The organism is Colwellia psychrerythraea 34H (assembly GCF_000012325.1).
GTDB lineage: Bacteria > Pseudomonadota > Gammaproteobacteria > Enterobacterales > Alteromonadaceae > Colwellia > Colwellia psychrerythraea_A.
In genome coordinates, this window is sequence record NC_003910.7 from 827685 (window position 1) to 845552 (window position 17868).

Annotated in this window: 21 protein-coding genes; 8 read left to right on the top strand and 13 right to left on the bottom strand. The window is 38.7% G+C overall.

The window, feature by feature from the left end; genetic code table 11:
- Nucleotides 1-8: 8 nt before the first annotated feature.
- The 6 genes from CPS_RS03605 to CPS_RS03630 all read right to left on the bottom strand — a co-directional run bounded on the left by CPS_RS03605 (nucleotide 9) and on the right by CPS_RS03630 (nucleotide 3770).
- Nucleotides 9-473: a DoxX family protein gene (locus CPS_RS03605; RefSeq protein WP_011041658.1), complete on the bottom strand. Its 465-nt coding sequence runs from the start codon at nucleotides 471-473 to the stop codon at nucleotides 9-11.
- Between the two features lie 100 nt (nucleotides 474-573).
- Nucleotides 574-1416, bottom strand: coding sequence for an HvfC/BufC N-terminal domain-containing protein (locus CPS_RS03610; RefSeq protein WP_011041659.1), 843 nt, complete (start codon nucleotides 1414-1416; stop codon nucleotides 574-576).
- Nucleotides 1409-2350: a DUF692 domain-containing protein gene (locus CPS_RS03615; protein WP_011041660.1), complete on the bottom strand. Its 942-nt coding sequence runs from the start codon at nucleotides 2348-2350 to the stop codon at nucleotides 1409-1411. Before CPS_RS03615 ends, CPS_RS03610 begins: the two co-directional genes overlap by 8 nt.
- Before the next feature lie 256 nt (nucleotides 2351-2606).
- Nucleotides 2607-2891 (bottom strand): BufA1 family periplasmic bufferin-type metallophore, encoded by a 285-nt coding sequence (locus CPS_RS03620; RefSeq protein ID WP_011041661.1) that lies wholly within the window; start codon nucleotides 2889-2891, stop codon nucleotides 2607-2609.
- Between the two features lie 32 nt (nucleotides 2892-2923).
- The gene (locus tag CPS_RS03625; protein ID WP_011041662.1) at nucleotides 2924-3253 is read right to left on the bottom strand and encodes a thioredoxin family protein; all 330 of its coding nucleotides are present in this window, start codon (nucleotides 3251-3253) and stop codon (nucleotides 2924-2926) included.
- Nucleotides 3254-3290: 37 nt separating this feature from the next.
- On the bottom strand, nucleotides 3291-3770 hold the full coding sequence (locus CPS_RS03630; protein ID WP_011041663.1) for a YHS domain-containing (seleno)protein: 480 nt from the start codon (nucleotides 3768-3770) through the stop codon (nucleotides 3291-3293).
- A 201-nt stretch (nucleotides 3771-3971) separates the two neighbouring features.
- Here CPS_RS03630 and CPS_RS03635 point away from each other — a divergent pair, with 201 nt between their 5' ends.
- Complete coding sequence (locus CPS_RS03635; RefSeq protein ID WP_011041664.1) at nucleotides 3972-4799, top strand: AraC family transcriptional regulator; 828 nt, start codon at nucleotides 3972-3974, stop codon at nucleotides 4797-4799.
- A gap of 89 nt (nucleotides 4800-4888) precedes the next feature.
- Here CPS_RS03635 and CPS_RS03640 read toward each other — a convergent pair whose 3' ends face one another.
- On the bottom strand, nucleotides 4889-5755 hold the full coding sequence (locus CPS_RS03640; RefSeq protein WP_041736645.1) for a LysR family transcriptional regulator: 867 nt from the start codon (nucleotides 5753-5755) through the stop codon (nucleotides 4889-4891).
- A gap of 153 nt (nucleotides 5756-5908) precedes the next feature.
- Here CPS_RS03640 and CPS_RS03645 point away from each other — a divergent pair, with 153 nt between their 5' ends.
- The 3 genes from CPS_RS03645 to CPS_RS03655 all read left to right on the top strand — a co-directional run bounded on the left by CPS_RS03645 (nucleotide 5909) and on the right by CPS_RS03655 (nucleotide 9305).
- Complete coding sequence (locus CPS_RS03645) at nucleotides 5909-7039, top strand: S-(hydroxymethyl)glutathione dehydrogenase/class III alcohol dehydrogenase (protein ID WP_011041666.1); 1131 nt, start codon at nucleotides 5909-5911, stop codon at nucleotides 7037-7039.
- 109 nt (nucleotides 7040-7148) lie between these two features.
- Nucleotides 7149-8000, top strand: coding sequence for an S-formylglutathione hydrolase (gene fghA / locus CPS_RS03650; protein WP_011041668.1), 852 nt, complete (start codon nucleotides 7149-7151; stop codon nucleotides 7998-8000).
- 303 nt (nucleotides 8001-8303) lie between these two features.
- A complete protein-coding gene (locus tag CPS_RS03655; protein ID WP_011041669.1) occupies nucleotides 8304-9305 on the top strand; it encodes a GGDEF domain-containing protein in 1002 nt (333 codons plus the stop codon).
- Between the two features lie 166 nt (nucleotides 9306-9471).
- On the opposite strand, the gene CPS_RS03660 is transcribed toward CPS_RS03655, so the two are convergent.
- Entirely contained in the window at nucleotides 9472-10116 is a 645-nt protein-coding gene (locus CPS_RS03660; protein ID WP_011041670.1) for a cupin domain-containing protein, read from the bottom strand.
- A gap of 389 nt (nucleotides 10117-10505) precedes the next feature.
- On the opposite strand from CPS_RS03660, the gene CPS_RS03665 reads away from it, so the two are divergent.
- Together CPS_RS03665 and CPS_RS03670 are read left to right on the top strand one after the other, a co-directional pair.
- The gene (locus CPS_RS03665) at nucleotides 10506-10850 is read left to right on the top strand and encodes a winged helix-turn-helix transcriptional regulator (protein WP_011041672.1); all 345 of its coding nucleotides are present in this window, start codon (nucleotides 10506-10508) and stop codon (nucleotides 10848-10850) included.
- Between the two features lie 197 nt (nucleotides 10851-11047).
- Nucleotides 11048-11815: an SDR family NAD(P)-dependent oxidoreductase gene (locus CPS_RS03670; RefSeq protein WP_011041673.1), complete on the top strand. Its 768-nt coding sequence runs from the start codon at nucleotides 11048-11050 to the stop codon at nucleotides 11813-11815.
- 104 nt (nucleotides 11816-11919) lie between these two features.
- Here the strand turns inward: CPS_RS03670 and CPS_RS03675 are convergent, their stop codons facing one another.
- The 4 genes from CPS_RS03675 to CPS_RS03690 form a co-directional block, all read right to left on the bottom strand.
- Nucleotides 11920-13389: a dihydrolipoyl dehydrogenase gene (locus tag CPS_RS03675; RefSeq protein ID WP_011041675.1), complete on the bottom strand. Its 1470-nt coding sequence runs from the start codon at nucleotides 13387-13389 to the stop codon at nucleotides 11920-11922.
- 32 nt (nucleotides 13390-13421) lie between these two features.
- Nucleotides 13422-13691, bottom strand: coding sequence for a glutathione S-transferase N-terminal domain-containing protein (locus CPS_RS03680; RefSeq protein WP_011041676.1), 270 nt, complete (start codon nucleotides 13689-13691; stop codon nucleotides 13422-13424).
- 231 nt (nucleotides 13692-13922) lie between these two features.
- Nucleotides 13923-14894: an alpha/beta fold hydrolase gene (locus tag CPS_RS03685; RefSeq protein WP_011041677.1), complete on the bottom strand. Its 972-nt coding sequence runs from the start codon at nucleotides 14892-14894 to the stop codon at nucleotides 13923-13925.
- Nucleotides 14895-14929: 35 nt separating this feature from the next.
- A complete protein-coding gene (locus CPS_RS03690; RefSeq protein WP_011041678.1) occupies nucleotides 14930-15172 on the bottom strand; it encodes a glutaredoxin domain-containing protein in 243 nt (80 codons plus the stop codon).
- Between the two features lie 254 nt (nucleotides 15173-15426).
- Here CPS_RS03690 and CPS_RS24040 point away from each other — a divergent pair, with 254 nt between their 5' ends.
- The gene (locus tag CPS_RS24040; RefSeq protein ID WP_011041679.1) at nucleotides 15427-15639 is read left to right on the top strand and encodes a hypothetical protein; all 213 of its coding nucleotides are present in this window, start codon (nucleotides 15427-15429) and stop codon (nucleotides 15637-15639) included.
- 26 nt (nucleotides 15640-15665) lie between these two features.
- Entirely contained in the window at nucleotides 15666-16556 is an 891-nt protein-coding gene (locus tag CPS_RS03695; protein WP_011041680.1) for a LysR family transcriptional regulator, read from the top strand.
- A 71-nt stretch (nucleotides 16557-16627) separates the two neighbouring features.
- Here the strand turns inward: CPS_RS03695 and CPS_RS03700 are convergent, their stop codons facing one another.
- Nucleotides 16628-17659 carry a lipid A deacylase LpxR family protein gene (locus CPS_RS03700; RefSeq protein WP_202944301.1) on the bottom strand — a complete coding sequence of 344 codons (1032 nt, stop codon included), beginning with the start codon at nucleotides 17657-17659 and terminating at the stop codon, nucleotides 16628-16630.
- Between the last annotated feature and the right edge of the window lie 209 nt (nucleotides 17660-17868).

A 17868-nucleotide genomic window follows, 5' to 3' on the forward strand; every position in this document is an offset into this window, starting at 1 on the left:
TTGTTTGGTTAGTTGTCAGTAACCTTGCTTAGCTTTATTTTCAATAAGTTATCTAATGATAATTTCCCTGCACCAAATAACACAACTTGCAATAGCAGTAAGCCCCATATAACGTGTGAATAAAGTGCTGCGGGAGCAATCTCAGTTAAGCTGACAACGGCAACGATATTTACAACAGTTAAACCTAAAGCACCAAATCGACTGGCTAAACCTAGTATCAATAAAACTGGCAGAATGAGTTCACCTGCTGTGCCCAAATACGCAGCTAGTTCAAAAGGAATAAACGGCACGCTGTATTCTTCTTCAAACAAAAATAAAGTGGAATCCCAATCTCTTAGCTTTGTTAGGCCAGAAGCAAAAAATACCCAAGCTACGTAAAATCTTGCACCGAGCAGTGCCAGGGGCTGTAAATAATTTAGCAGTTGACTCACTTGGGTGTAAGGTTGAATTAATCGTTGGGTAATTGTTGTCATCATGTTGTTCCTTTACGGGTAAAATTTTATTTAAATTGTGGTTTTTAGATTTAATTAGGGTTTGTTTAGGCGTTAATTCGGACTTAAGTTACTTTGTAAATTAAACTTTTAAATGACTAATCAGGTTTTGTTCCAGTGCTATACCAATCCATTGCGCGAAGTCAAAGTCATGTTCAAGCTCGTTATTATTGGTCATAATATCTAATGCTTTACCTATACTTACTCCTTGCTTTATTAGTGTTAACCAAGCGTATTCATTTGCTGATAATTCACGTATTTCAGCGTTGTAATAAGGTCTATATATCAGCACTTTTTGTGAGAAATCACCTTGTGCTAATTTATCTAGTGACTGTTGAATAAATCGTTGGTTGAGCTCTTCCGTGGAATCAGAAACCACACGCTGTTGATGAGATAACCAAAATTCAATCACAGGATAGTTAGAACTCAACCTAAATTGGCTGGTTGTTAGTTCTATATAAATTTCATCTATGTCGTGTGTTGCCAATAGTTGTAAGCTTGCTTGGTCTATTACCGAATTTTTCGCACGCATACTCTCTTGTCTCAGTCGGTCTACTTGCGCAATATCAGCAACAAAAGGGTAGTCAGATAATTGTGCTAAATTAGTGAGTAGCGATGGAAAATCATCTCCCCAAAGTGCCCAGTCCCCATGTTTAGGTGGTGACGATATTAATAATTCACGACTAGCATAATTAAATAAACCTTCACCAATTAACGTTAAAACAGTAGGAAAACTTATCGCGAGTGCTTGTTGGGCTGTTGCTAATAAATTGTTGCGATATATCGCCATTCCTCTGGGGTCGAATTCATCAATTACTTCACTATTGGCAGAGGGGAATATGGCAGAAATTAGCGTTTGCTGTTGTTGTGCAACTTGTTCAAATGCTGCTTGGAGTGAGTGTTTTTTTGCGTCGTTGTTATTCATGTATAAACTCACTCTCAAGTCCTGTCATAGCCGTTGTGATTTTTGATGAGTTATTATCACCAAAAACCTGCTTTGCTATCATTCTCGCTTTGTCGGCTTCTGCGACTAATGTATGCCAGCTAGGCAGATTATTATCCCATTCAACTAAGGTAGGAATTTTTCCAAAACGCTCTAATGCGCTGCGATATAGTTGCCATCCTTGGCTAGAAACAGCTTGGCTATGATCATCAATAATGAGCTCACCTTCTTTTACCTCAGTAAAACCTGCAAGGTGAATTTCACCGACCATATCAGTGGGGATTTCAGCTAACCATTGTTGTGCATAATCTAAAGGTTGTGCCGCATTAATGTTGTTGGCCGTCACAATGATATTGTTTAAATCAACTAATAACTTGCAGCCAGTTAACTCTGCAAGACGGACTAAAAACTCGGTTTCAGGCATACAAGCATGTGAATATTGAATGTAAGCTGATAGGTTTTCTACTAATAGTGAACGACCTAACGATTGTTGAACACGGTCAATATTGTGCGATAGCACCATCAAGGTTTGCTCGCTGTAAGCTAGCGGTAATAAATCTCCCGCATGCACTTGTTGACCCTTTAATTGGCTCCAACTAAAACAAGCATGGTCAGACATTAAAATGGGGTTGCAAGTACTTGCTAACTGTTTAAGCTTTTGTAAATAATGGCTCGGTACACCTTGTGCGGAACCTAAGCCCATTGCGGTTGAATGCAAACTAATCGCATATTTTTCACTGGCTTGAGCTAAGACACTTTGTGTTGCGCCGCCTTGTGCAAAAAAGTTTTCTGAATGTACTTCGACAAAATCGATATTTGATGGAGTTGTTAACGCCTCAGTAAAGTGTTGATGTCTTAATCCAACACCAATAAGTACGTCAGACTTCAATTTTTCATCTGGTCTTTGTAATGACATTAATTCAACTCCTAAATACCAAGTTCAATAAATTATTGCTCACTTGTACTGGTTAAAATACGCCAGGCCAGCGTTGCTCTCAATTACAATAGCTAGCTATTGCTCAATCGAGCGTCTTGCCCTGATTTATTTTTCCTTTGTACAACAAGAGCACAAACTTAATGTCATTGGCATGATACCAAGCTCAATAACGAGTAGTTACTCCAAGCGGACTAATAAATTTAATCCGTTGGGTATTAATCGTAACTATCGACTATTACTTTGCTTTATCTTCTGCAAATTTTTTCTTAGCTGCTGCTTTTAAAAGGCCGCCAATATCTTCGCAAGTGCCTTTAGCAACTAGTTTCCACTCACCTGGATCTTTATCTACTGCTGATTGTCCTGCACATGAATGTGTTCCCGCTAAGTTGGCGCAATCATTTTGACCAGCCATCGCTACGCCATAACACTTCTCTTTACTCGCCGCTTGAGCTGGCGCAGTAACTGCAGTAGAAAGGGCAACAACCAGTGCTGCACTAGCAAGTAATTTTTTGTTATTCATAATAAAGCCTCTATTTAATTGTATTTTTGTGTTTAAACATTCGCTTGATTAAGCTGCTCGCTTAACCAAAGGTTTATTTCTTCAGTGTTTACGCCACCTATTAAGCGAGATTTTGAACCAGAGCGGCCTAATAGCACTAATGATGGAACGCCTGTCACTTCAAGTTGTTTTGCTAACTGTGTTTGCTCATCGACATCAATTTTGATCACGTTTAGCTGATCTACATAATGTTCTGACACATCGACCATTATCGGCGCCATGCTTTTACATGGTGCGCACCATGAAGTACTAAAATAAATAAGTACCCATGATTTTTCATGATCGCACCAGTTAAGACCTTGCAGGTTGAGTTCTTCTTTCATTGGCAAAGGCTTAACTCGGGCAAACTTTGTAAGCAAATTATTCAGCATCTAACTGCGCAATAGATACACCTTGAATACCAGACCAAGTTCTATCTGCAGTCGCGATGTAACCAGGAATATCAGTTGACCATTTTTTCTGTACTGCTTTGTTCAAGTTCAAATACAATTTACCATCAACAATTTTCCATGCTGTTGGGTCAGTATCTAGTTTTTTGTTTAACGCTACGCCCATCGCACAAAAACCGCCAAATTGTGGTGCAAATTGCTCTGGGTTTTGTTTGAATTGATCACGATTTTGTTCACTGCTAAATTGATAGATGGCGCTTTTATAAGTCGCGGTGTATTTTTGATTACCTTTAGTTGCTTTACTGTCAGTGAAATATGAAACAGCATCATAACCATGAATAGCAAGGTCATTTTCATTGCTATTAACATCAATTTGGGCAGCAAAACTTACACTGCTGATAGCTAGCGTTGCGACGATGGCGACAGATTTAAGTAGAGTAGAAATATTCATTAAAAGCTCCTTGGAGGCTAAGAAGTAAAGGTGTGCAACGTGTTGTTGTACATAATTTATTGTTATACATAATTTTTGTGTATAGACATAAGTGGTGTAATATTCACAGCACTTCGTCATGTGGTTACTTTAACAAGCTGCTTGTGAGCGAATGCCGCTATGAGTCTCGAACTTGAAACCAATCGTCTAAAAGAGTTATTTATGGATCAATTAAGTCAAATATTAGAAAATCTTTCTTTTAATGCTGATGTTTTTTTCAGCGGTAACTTGTGTGGCATTCAAAGTTTAGGCGGGGCTGATAGTAAAAAAGGCCATTTGCATTTATTAAAATCAGGTGTATTAACCATCGTTTGTGAAGAAGGGCATAAAGTTACCCTAGATAAACCGTCGGTTATTTTTATGCCGGGCCCGAGTAAACATCAAGTTATTGCCAGTGAATCAGATGATGCCGAGTTAGTTTGTGCTGATGTTGATTTTCATTCAGGCAGTGGGGCAGCCTTGGTCAATGCATTACCAAAATTTATTTGTTTGAACATTGGACAGCATGATCCCGTAGGGAGAACTGCGCATTGGTTGTTTGAGGAAGCGTTTAACAAACAAGCAGGTCAGCAAATGATCGTGAATAAGCTTGGTGATATTTTCTTAATACAGATGTTACGACATGTCATCAAAGAAGGCATCGTTATTCAAGGCATGTTAGCAGGTATGGCGCACCCTCAATTATCAGCATTAATGACAGCGCTGCATAAGCGGCCGCAAGAACAGTGGACCGTTGAGTTAATGGCTGAAACAGCCTTAATGTCGCGAGCTAAGTTTGCCGCTTTATTTAAAGACACCATAGGTCAAGCGCCCAGTGACTATTTAACAGACTTACGTATCGCTTTAGCGCAAGGTTTATTGAAAAAAGATAAACCCGTTAGTTTTGTTGCTAACGAAGTGGGTTATGAACATGGCTCTGCATTGGCTAGAGTGTTCAGGAAAAAAACGGGATTATCACCAAAAGAATGGTTAATGAAATTTAGGAAGTAATACCGATTGGTATATACCCAAGCTACCTGAAACACGCATCTTCAAGTGGTTTGGGTATAACAGCAACACATAGGTTTGTTGTTATCAAACTACGACAAATGCGCTACCAAGTAGTCTACTAGTAGTCTTATTTTGGGCGACAAGTGACGATTTTGCGGATAAATGGCCCATATGCCTTCATCTGGCGCGCGATAATTATCTAATAAGGTGACCAGTTCACCACTTTGCAAATGTTGTTTAACATAATAATCGGGTAGTTGTACTATGCCTAGCCCTTTCAGTGCAGCATCAGTCAAGCTATAACCGCTGTTGTATCGTAACCGTCCCGTAATGCGAACGCTCTTTTCCTTGTCAGACTCTCTAAAATGCCAATAATTATTTGTTCCCAATAAACAGCTATGCTTATTAAGTTCTGAAATTGAGTGAGGTATGCCATGTTTGTGCAAATAAAGTGGTGAGGCACAAACAAAGTTTGATCGTTCTCCTAATTTTTTTGCCATCATTGAAGAGTCACTTAAGTTGCCTAAACGAATAGCTAAATCATAACCATCTTCAACTAAATCAACTCTCTGATTACTCAAGTAAGCCGATACTTCAACATCGCTATATTGTTTTAGGAAATTATTCACCAGCGGTAATATCTGCTTTTCGCCATAGGTAACGGGAGCTGTCAGCTTAATTTTACCTTGAGGTTTCGATTGTAAATTTGTGATTGCCCGTTCAGCAGCGTCAAGCCCATCAAGTACACTGCGACAGTGTTGATAAAAAATGCGTCCCTCTTCAGTTAATGAGACCTTGCGTGTAGTGCGATAAAATAATTTGATATTTAAGCGCTTTTCTAACGCACTTATTTGCCGGCTTACTTGGGCTGTCGATATTGCCATTTTTTTTGAAGCAAGCGTAAAACTCTCATTTTCAGCAACGTAAACAAACTCACTAATACCTTCCCACTGCATCATTGTTACCTATATGTAAAAGTAATTTACCAAAACAGTATATTATCATTGTTTCAGAAATAGATATAATATTGCTTACAGATTCAAATACGATGTGCTGAAGTGAAGCTATAATTGAGCTTTAAGGCCTTATAAACAAAAGTGAGAATACCTATGTCAGATAAATTTATTAAATCGAAAGCTGCTATTGCTTGGGGTCCTAATCAACCCTTATCCATTGAAGAAGTTGATGTAATGTTACCTCGTGAAGGTGAAGTGTTAGTTAAGGTTGTTGCATCGGGCGTTTGTCATACCGATGCTTTTACCTTATCAGGCGATGATCCTGAAGGTATTTTCCCTGTTATTTTAGGGCACGAAGGTGGTGGTATTGTTGAGCAAATTGGCGCAGGCGTTACTAGCGTTAAAGTTGGCGATCATGTTATCCCGTTATACACACCAGAGTGTGGTGAGTGTAAATTCTGCTTGTCAGGTAAAACAAACCTTTGTCAAAAAATTCGTGAAACTCAGGGTAAAGGTTTAATGCCTGATGGCACCACGCGTTTTTATAAAGACGGTCAACCTATCTTTCATTACATGGGATGTTCAACCTTTTCTGAATACACAGTTCTACCAGAGATCTCTTTAGCTAAAGTCAATAAAGATGCACCGTTAGAAGAAGTTTGTTTGCTTGGTTGTGGTGTTACTACCGGTATGGGCGCGGTCATGAATACGGCGAAAGTTGAAGAAGGTGCAACAGTTGCAATCTTTGGCCTTGGCGGCATTGGTTTATCAGCGGTTATTGGTGCAACTATGGCTAAAGCGAGTCGTATTATTGCCATTGATATTAACGAAAGTAAATTTGAGCTAGCAAAAAAATTAGGCGCAACAGACTTTATTAACCCGAAAGACTATGACAAGCCAATTCAAGATGTGATTGTTGAAATGACTGATGGCGGTGTTGATTATTCTTTTGAATGTATTGGTAACGTAAACCTAATGCGCTCAGCGCTAGAGTGTTGCCATAAAGGCTGGGGAGAATCAGTAGTCATAGGTGTTGCGGGTGCAGGACAAGAAATCTCAACTCGTCCATTCCAGTTAGTGACTGGTCGTGTATGGAGAGGATCTGCATTTGGTGGTGTTAAAGGCCGTACTGAATTACCTGATTACGTAGAACGTTATTTAGCGGGTGAATTCAAATTAAGTGACTTTATTACTCATACTATGCCTCTTGAAGACATTAATGAATCATTTGAATTGATGCATAAAGGCGAAAGTATCCGTTCAGTGATTCATTTTGATAAATAAGCATTAGCCACTTTGATAAATAATAGCTCGCCATCTCGGTAAGTAACAGTTTTTCCGTTACCCCTTTTCTAGCAATAAGCAGAGTGGGGTAGCGTCTTGAGGTTTTACTATGACAATTAACCATGTAATTGAAAACGTAAGTGTAAACAAAAGTTTTGGTGGATGGCATAAGCAATATAGCCATCAATCCACCACGTTAAATTGTACGATGAAATTTGCAATTTACTTACCACCTAAGGTATCAGACGGGGAAAAAGTACCGGTATTGTATTGGCTTTCTGGCTTAACGTGCACCGATGAAAACTTTATGCAAAAATCGGGCGTTCAGCGTATGGCTGCAGAGCTTGGCATTGCCATTGTTGCGCCAGATACCAGCCCACGTGGAGAGCAGGTAGCTAATGATGAAGGTTATGATTTAGGGCAGGGCGCAGGCTTTTATGTTAATGCAACTCAAGCACCTTGGAATCGTCATTACCAGATGTACGATTATGTGGTGAATGAACTACCGCAGCTAATTGAATCCATGTTTCCTGTCTCAGATAAACGAGCAATTTCCGGGCATTCTATGGGAGGACATGGCGCACTGACTATTGGCATGTTAAATCCAAAGCGTTATAGCTCAATGTCTGCGTTTAGTCCTATCTGCAATCCGATAAACGCTCCTTGGGGCAAAAAAGCGTTCACTACTTATTTGGGTAAAGATAAAGCCACTTGGCTTAATCACGATGCAAGTGAGTTAATGCGACGAGCAACACAGTTTATTCCAGCTAAAGTTGATCAGGGAGGCGCTGATGATTTTCTCACAGAGCAGCTTCAACCTGAAACGTTAGAAGCTGCAGCTAAAGCCAGTGGTTATCCTTTGTCATTGTGTATTCGTGAAGGTTATGACCACAGTTACTATTTTATTTCATCATTTATTGAAGATCATCTGCGCTTTCATGCAGAACACCTCAATAAGTAGTTACTCTGCGGATATAGTGAAATAGTGCCTTTATTGCTCAATCATTGAAGGTACTTTTCATTCACTTTGTACATGATGTGACCACTCATCATGATGTAAGCATAAATTTAAATATAAAATAATTGCTTTGAAATGTGTAATTTATATTCTTAAAAACAGTTATCTTTAGTCTAATATTCTCAGTCTTACTCTTTTTTTGTCTATAAAAACAACAAGATTATTACTTTTGCTCTTGTTACTCTCAATTGATGACGTTAAAATAGTTAACAATATCATAACAAATCCAGAGTATAGGAATGCAGTATGTCCTTTGAAGATGAGTATCAAGTAACGTCTGAATTCAGCGATCGTACCAATGACTTCCTCTCTAGCCATTTAATTTCCCCAACACCAGTAAATTATTCAGTCATTTATCTCCATATCAGTAATGAAAACGAAATGTTATCTGCTGCTATCAATAAAAAACTGAAACAGGGAGTATTAATCACCGCAGATTTCATGGCTGATTTATTTGAACGTTATGTATCTCTTACAGAGCAAATTGAAAATACGGTATTAGCCCCTTTTGAAAAAACCTTAAGTAAAACACTAGAACAAATTACTAAACAGGTAAGTAATGAAGATAAAGCGGCAATTAATTTAGAGAAGTTAGATAAAATTTTAGCTAAGACTAAAACTACTACCTCAATGGACAATATTGTTAGTTATCTTTTTAATACGATAAATAGCACTAAAGCTCAACATGAAGAGCTGTCTCAAAAGTTGACCACGACTCAACAAGAAATTAATCAATTAAAAGACAAACTAGCTTCATCAAGACAAGAAGCTTTAGTTGACTCTTTAACCGGTTTATTGAATCGTCGTGGCTGTGATGAGAAATTACAAAACTTATCTCACGCCGATACTCATTCCTCTTTAGCCATTGATATTGATCATTTTAAAAAGGTTAATGACACCTTTGGCCACTTTATTGGGGACAAAGTTATTCAGCGTATAGCAAAAACCATTCAAAGCCATATTGGTGAGCAAGATCTCGCGGTACGTTTTGGTGGTGAAGAGTTTGTGGTGGTAATGACTAACACTCCCCTTGCAGAGGCAAAAAACATTGCTGAGAAAATACGTATTGGTATCTCTAAAATGCGATTAAAGCAAAGAGATACCAATACCTTTTTACCCCCAATTTCAGTGTCTATTGGTATTGCTCAAAATGATAACATTTCAGAGTGGACCACTCTGTTTGAACAAGCAGATACTGCGCTTTATCAAGCTAAAAACTCCGGACGCAACTGCTGTATTTGTGCGTAGTAAAAAATCACCTTATTGATTTTACTTATCTACGAAAAATATGAGAACAAAAAGGGTGCACTTTCTGCATAGCCAAGAATCAACGTTGACTTAAAATTACGGGGAGCTATTAAAAAGACGTGCTGATCTCCCTGTAGTGATTCCTCGGTATTAATGAGCAAACTGTTTATAGATGGCCCACCTTAACCAATATAATCGTTTCCTGTTCTACATACGGAAAGTGCTCGCTCAGGTGAGGGCTACGAATCCAAGAACCTTCTGGATAGCGACCATGCTCATCTATAAATTCGCCACTAATGACAAATATTTCTTCACCCCCAAAATGCTTATGAGGCTGAAATCGCTCATCTTTAGGCCATTTAACAAGTGCGGTTGATTCTCCTTCAAAGCTATGCAACGGCATAACCATTAAATTACCCATGCCCGGTGACCAGCTTTTATTAGCGGTATCGATGACAACATGTTCATTATCACCGGATTGAAATTGGTGAAGTTTTACTAATAATATACAGCCATCTTTACTAAAAGGTGCATGACGAAATCCTTCAGGGTTTCGAAAGTAGCTGCCTGCATGATAATCGCCAGTGTGATCAGAAAAGGTGCCTGAGAGGACAAGGATCTCTTCGCCTAGCGGGTGATCATGTTCAGTAAAGCTAGCGCCGGGATCAAATTTTACCAAGCTCGTTGCATGACCTCTTTCTGCATCTTCTCTGGCTAAAGGCTTACGCCAAACACCGGCTTTAGGACTTGCTACCCAAGGTTGTTCCTGTGTATTAATAAATACTTGTTCATCGAAGTTCATATTGAGCATTGTTTTTCCTTTAACGCTTGTAATTTTAAGAGGAAGACTTCATAACTGTAGCTATATACCCGTTACCAATCAAAGTGCAGTATTTCAGTGGGAATTAAAACCACTTTAGGCAAGGTAAATAATTTAAGCATAGTCATTTTATGCTTTGATTTTTTAACGCGGTATAAAGTGATTTTAAACCCATCAAAGAAGCGCTTGAGCAACATCACTTCATCGTTGCTATGACTTAGAATAGAACAACCATTATTTCATCACAGCGCCTTGAATTGAAAGTTCTTAAGCACTCTGAAAGCTGCATCTTGAATGATAATGGGTATATAATATCGCTTATCAAATACTACACCAAGTATGCACAAAATGGTTTGGTAGGCACTTTAAGGTACATCTTTATGAATAATAAGCTTATAACATTTTCTAGAAAGTCAGCTCCTGAAAAATCTGCTCGTATGGTTGAAACCATTGTTGGTTGTAAATGGTCACTCACCGTATATAACTTGCTCAATAATGACATACATCGACCGGGGGAAATGGTGAGGAGTGTCGAAGGTTTAACCACCAAAGTGCTGAATGCATGTTTAAAGCGCAATATAGAGTTTGGTATTCTCGAACGAGAAATGTTTAATGAGATCCCACCTAGAGTTGAATATAAAGTCACTACTTTTGGTCATAAATTTATCAAAATATTAACTGAGTTAGAAAAGCTGCAAGCAGAAATAGATGACAGTAATTTATAAGCTTAATCTGTAGTAATAGTTTATGGCGGTTATTTGTAATATGAACTTTTAATAAAAAATATCCCTATATTATTCAGTAAACTAGACCAATAAGTACCTAGCTTACTAGATTGTACCTACTTTTTTTATCCGTCTTATCTCCTTATTATTTAGTGGTATCTACTTTACTTTTTTAAATAATTAACAGGAGAAAAATGATGAATTTTACCCATCAAGGAAAAGCAATAATTATTGGTGGCTCAAGCGGTATGGGCTTAGCAACAGCAAAACTATTAGTTAAACATAATGTCGAGGTTATTATTGTCGGGCGTAATGCTGAAAAACTTGAACTAGCATTAACCCAACTTAACGAGACTGGAAAAGCATCGGCGATTCAAGCGGATCTTTATCAAACCGAGGATTTAGAAAAATTGCTGTCGTATATTAATCAAGAGGATGTTCATTTAAGTTATTTGGTGAATGCCGCTGGATATTTTAGTCCTAAAGCATTTTTAGCGCATGAAGGTGATGATTATAATACCTACATGGATCTCAACAGAGCGACATTCTTTATTGCTCAAGCCGTTGCTGAAAATATGAAAAAACAGGGCGGTGGTAACATTGTAAATATCGGTTCAATGTGGGGACAACAAGCGATTAAAGCGACACCATCTTCGGCTTATTCTATGGCAAAGGCTGGTTTACACGCGTTAACTCAACATATGGCAATGGAACTAGCAGAAGATAATATTCGTGTTAATGCGGTATCTCCAGCGGTAGTAAAAACACCTATCTATCACTCTTTTATTGACCCTAGTACATTAGATGAAGCTCTGGCTGGATTTAACGAATTCCACCCAATTGGAAGAATAGGTACTGCGGATGATGTGGCTAATACTATCGGCTTTTTATTATCATCGGATACTTCTTGGGTAACAGGGGCTATTTGGGATATTGATGGTGGTGTTATGGCGGGGCGTAATTAAATCTAAAGATAATTACAGCTTGTTAGGCAGAGATAACTCAATGAGAAAGAGCTACTGTGTTATCTCTATATATAACTCAGTAGCTTTTATTTTGTCATACTAATTTATATGACCAACTTCATTGCATTGTCATGTGTCATGATAAACTCATTCATGTCATGTTTCTCAATAGCTAATTTTTGCTGTGCATCTCTAAGTGCAGTGCGTAAACCTTCCTCAATTACCGGATGATAAAAAGGCATGGTAAGCATCGCTTGAACCGTCATCTGTTGTTGTCTTGCCCAGGCGAGTAAGTGGCCAATATGCTCAGCAGCAGGGCCAAACATTTCAGCGCCTAAAAATTCACCTGAAGTTCGATCCGCGTAAACATTTAATAAACCTTTATTTTTACCCATAACGCGACTTCGACCTTGTCCTTCAAAACTGACTTGGCCAACCACATAATTTGCGGCATCTTGATCGGCATATAAATCCTCTATTTGTCGCAATGATAAACCGACACTGGCAACTTGTGGTTCAGTAAACACAACGGATAATGGAGCACGTCTTTGTCCTTGAGCGATAACTGGGTATGCTCCTGCATTGGTTCCTGCCACTTTTCCATCATCGGCGGCTTCATGTAGTAGCGTTAAGGTATTGTTGGCATCTCCCGCGACAAAAATATGATCAACTGACGTTTGCAGAGTCAATTCATCAAATAGTGGGCTATTCTTTTTATCAAGTTCAATGCTAGTATTTTCTAGTCCTAGTTTATCTACATTCGCTTTACGACCGGTTGCAGCTAATACATACTGGAATGACTCAGTCGTTTTTTGCCCTGATTTGTCGAAGTAGATTACTTCAACAGCATCCTCTTTTTCTATGGTACTAATGACGCGTGCTTTAGCATCAAAATAAAACTCTTCATTAAAGGTTTTCTCAGCGTAGCGTTTCATTTCTTCGTCTTGCAAATTTGCAACAGAGCCACTTCGGCCAAATACTTTAACGATTACGCCTAATCGACTTAAGGCCTGACCTAATTCTAGCCCTATAACACCCGGACCAAATACTGCGACAGACTTTGGTAAATCGTTCAGTTCAAATAAATTATCATTGGTTAATAAACGGCTTCCGGCAGCAGCCAAAAACTCAGGGTAATTAGGACGAGAGCCTGTAGCGATGACAATCCGTTTTGCGATTACTTGGCTGTGATCATCTACCTGTAAGGTGTGCTCATCTAGAAACTTAGCAAAGCCGCGAATTTTATCTTGTTCATCGAAGCTTTCTACTGACTCAACCACAAAGCCGACAAAACGGTCTCGCTCAGTTTGTATGCGCTTCATTACCGCTTTACCATTAACGCTAATACGGTCAACTTGAATGCCAAAAAGGTCTGTTTGACTGGCGTGATAAGACGCATCTGCCGCTGCAATTAATAATTTACTAGGCATGCAACCAACGCGAGCACAAGTAGTACCGTAAGCTCCGCCTTCAATTAAAACTACCTTGTCAGTATGTTTTTTTGCGGCGCGATAAGCGCCCATTCCTGCAGTGCCTGTACCAATAATGGCAACATCAACATTGATTACTTTCATGAGAATAGTCCCGCTTTAGTTATGAGGTTAATTTATTTTCTATTGCGTAAAAAGTTAATAATGTCACCGGATTCATATAACCATTGCGCTTTACCGTTTGATTGTCCTATACGTAAACAAGGTACTTGTGTTTTATTACCCCCTTGTTGCAGTTCAATGCGGTGCTGATGGTTTTTTTGAATATTTCGTAGTTCAATATTGAGATCAAGTTCATTTATTGCATGGCGTGTTTTAGCGCAAAAAGGACAGCTGTCATAATGATAAAGTGCCATGTCGTTTGGCTGTATTGCTGATAAAGTCATAATTTTTTCCTTGATGATAATAGTATGAATTCAAGAACTCTTAGCCTAAACATTCATGAATATGAGCTAAAGAGTGAAGCCATAATATACGTGTTCATAAGGTGATAAAGGCAACTAGGTGTCTAGACATTGCCACCATCTGTCTAATCCGCTTTATTTATCTTTCAAAGCAATAAAAAAAGCGCTACAAATAAATGGGAATATTGCAGCGCAAAGGAAATTTTTTAATTCCTAGTTATTATTTTTCATGAACTTAAGGATGTGATTGGCAATAACATCACCGTCTTCTTCTAAGGCAAAGTGACCTGTATCTAAGATATTAAAATCTAGGTTTTTTAAATCACGTTTATATGGATGTGCACCTTCTTCAGGGAAAATATAGTCACCTTTACCCCACATTAATAACGTTGGCGGTTGGTGCTCTCTAAAGTACTCTTGCCATTCTGGATAAAGTGCTGGATTAGTGCCGTAAGAATAAAACAATTCTAATTGGATCTCTTTATTGCCTGGGCGGTCTAATTTAGCTTGATCTACTATCCAGTTATCAGGGCTAATGGTTTCTTTATTGCGAGTACCATTAGTATATTGCCACTCTGTTGCACCAATAGTTAACAGGTTATCTTTAAGTACTTTGGCATTTTCAGGTGTTTTATCTTTCCAATAGGCTTTAATAGGGTCCCAAAAGTCACGTAATCCTTCATCGTAAGCATTGCCATTTTGTATGATCAAACCTTGGACACGCTCCGGATGAGCCGCGGCTATTCGAAATCCGATTGGAGCGCCATAATCCATAACATACATGGTATATTCTTCAGCGCCTACTTTGGTTAAAAAGGCATCGGTAATCTTAGCTAAATTGTCAAAGCTGTATTCAAAATCACCAAGCGCTGGCATAGAGCTGTTACCAAAACCTGGGTAATCTGGAGCAATAACGTGATATGTTTCTGACAATTTAGGGATTAAGTCACGGTACATATGTGACGACGTTGGAAAGCCATGTAATAACACAATAGTTTTCTTGTGTTCTTGACCTGCTTCACGGTAAAAAATTTCTTGGTTTTGTACTTTAATGGTTTTGTGTAAGGTTTGTGCTGCTTCCACATGACTCATTGAGGTGAAACCTAGTAATAATACGCTAGCGGTTGCCATAAGATAATTGCTAAAACGTCTGTTTTTTACTATCGATTTTGTTAAATTTTTCATTGTTTTTTCCTAATGTAAGTAATTAATAAGTTTTACTATTTTTTTAGTAAGTTAAATTGTTCATTTTCTAGTAATTCAGTAAAACCACCCACCGATAACTCTTCGATAAATATCTGAGGGTAGGTTCTGCCCGTTGTTCTTTGCTGTAACTCTTGTATGTACATTGGGTTTTCATAAACATCGTATTCAACATAATCCAACCCTTTATTGGTTAATAACCGTTTAGCGTGAGTACAGTAACCACAGCCAGGTCGGGTATATATCTCTATCTTTGCCATTTACTTCTCCGTTTACATTTTTCGGTGACGCTGTTTTGTAGTTGATGAAGCTATTATCTATTTCAACGCCTCATTGATAAATAGGGTTGATGTTGAATCATTGTCAATGTAGTGTTGACAATAAGGTATTGATTGCACCGTAATTGAGTTAATATCAACGTTAGGCAGGATATTGTTGGGCTGACATTTAGGGTCTATTGACCTTTCGCGGTTAAATTTTGTTCGAGATAAAAGCGTTTTAATAGCGGCGAGTAGTGTGTAGCCTAGTCACTCTAAGCAAACACTACTCAACAAATAGTAAGACGCTTTTAACCGAATCCTTCGGACAGCGTTTGTTGAACATTTTTACAGCGTTATCGCCTTTTTATGTGGAACAACCACATGACAAAGGCTCTGCCTTGTATAAATACCCAACAAAACGCTGCAAAAACAATCTCGAAAGATCAACAGACCCTAGTCATAGTTGAATAAAATAGGGGTCTTCGAGCAGCTTATGGATACGTTAGATGGATTAAAAACAGTGGTAGCAGTCGTTGAAACAAACTCATTTACGGCGGCAAGTGACAGGCTAGGGATCTCAAAAGCGTTAGTAAGTAAGTACGTAGGTGAGGTTGAAAACCAATTAGGAATTAGACTCTTTAATCGCACAACCAGGCAGTTGGCATTAACTGACTCCGGCCGACGTTATTATGAAGAAGCAATCATATTACTTGAGCAGTTTAGCGCTATGGTAGATAACGTCACCGGTGAGCAGACCGCACCACGGGGTTTATTACGAATTAGCGCACCGGTAACTTTTGGTGAAATGAGGTTAGCACCTTTATTACCAAAGTTTATTGCCTTATATCCTGACTTAACCGTTGAGTTAGTGCTAACCAATGGTGCGATAGACATGCTGGAAGAGGGGATTGATGTGCGTTTACGTATTGGCGGTGTAGATGACTCCAACATGATAGCAAGGCATTTAACTAATTTTCCTCTGGTATTGTCGGCATCACCAAATTACGCTCAAACGCAAGGTTTACCTACAACGCCCGAACAGCTTGGAGAACACCATTGTATTATTGATAGTAATTTTAGGATTGGGAAACAATGGCCGTTTATTTCGCCAAAGGGGCGAGCAGAAACTATTAATGTTCAGTCTGGCTTAGCGGTAAATAGCCCGCAAGCCGTTAGGGAAATAGCCATCGCTGATGGTGGGATTGCGATGACACCTAACTTTATTGTCGAAGACGCATTAGCTGATGGCAGGCTGTTAAGAGTAATGCCAGAATACACCACGCTGGAGTTTGGTCTTTTTGCTATTTACCCACACCGGAAGTATGTGGCTAGAAAAGTACGTTGTTTTATCGACTTTGTCTTAGAGCAGTTCTCCAAAAAATAGAGTGCTATTAACTTGTAACCGCTAGGCTAATGACGGCGCCCCCATTATCTATTTGACATTAATTACTCTTGTTAAGCACGCCAGAATACTTCAAGCGACGCGGTAGAATTGTACTTACGTAGGTCTTCTTTATAGTCAGGAGAACTGGTAATAATACTAAAAGCTAATCCCCATGATTCTTGATAATAAACGGCACCGGTAGATATCGTGGCTTGCCAATGTTCAGTATGCACATCAAATAAATGCTTAGGGCGCGCGCCATCAATAGTAATGTCTTGAAATCTATATCTCCCTTCTACTGCAAGATAGTAAAATTGTCCGGAGCGACTTTTTGACAAAACACTGACGTCAATGTAATTGCCTGGCATAACCCCAACACTGGCGAAACTTTCATGTAAAGAAGTGCCCCATCTAATGGTACTACCCAATGCAATTTCACTTTGATAATTACCAACATTAACTCTACCTGAGAAGCCGCTATCGTAGTCTTTACCAAGCCAACCTGGTGCTCTAGTCAACAATCTTTGGCCTTCATAAGAAAAGTTAAACACTGTTTGATTTTCAATTTGTCTAGCCCAACCCATAGGTTTTGGTGAGCCTATTAAACTGTGAACAGACTTTTGTGAATTCTCACCAAAAGCATCAGGACCTACGGCCCCAAGCATCAAGCTGTATTTATTGGCTGTATCCGCTGAAAATTCAAAAATATTCGCTTCAATAAACAAAAATCCGGTGTAGGGTCTATCGTTTTCTCCTTCAACAGGAGATTCTAAGTCGGTCGGCGTCCATATTTGTTGACCAAGAGTGATACCCCAACCTTTGTTGGTCTGATGATGTAAGGGTAACCAACTACCAACGGTTTTAAGCAGCAACGGGGAGCTCTGCTCTATATCAACGGTACTGTTTGAATTGAATTTGAAAAATAGTCCATTGGTGTATCCTCTATCAGAGCCAAGAAAGCCATCGTTATCAAGGCTTAGGCTGATACTGCCAGTATTGTATTCTTCTGCAACAGCGACACTTCCCATAATTATTGCCAAACAAATAACAACAACATTGACGAAAGTACCTACTGAATGAAACTCAAAATGTATTTTTTTCATAACAACTATCCAAAATTATTTACAAAATATGTGAATTAAAAAATTCAATAATTTAGGATGTTTGTTGAAATACGCTTTGCTAATTCATGATTATTTACGCTGAAAGTAATTGAATACAATTATTGGCTATCAACTTATTCATCCTGAGACAAATATTATCAAGGGCTCACCTGGTCAAAGCACCCATTAGGCTTAATGTTGAAACAGAT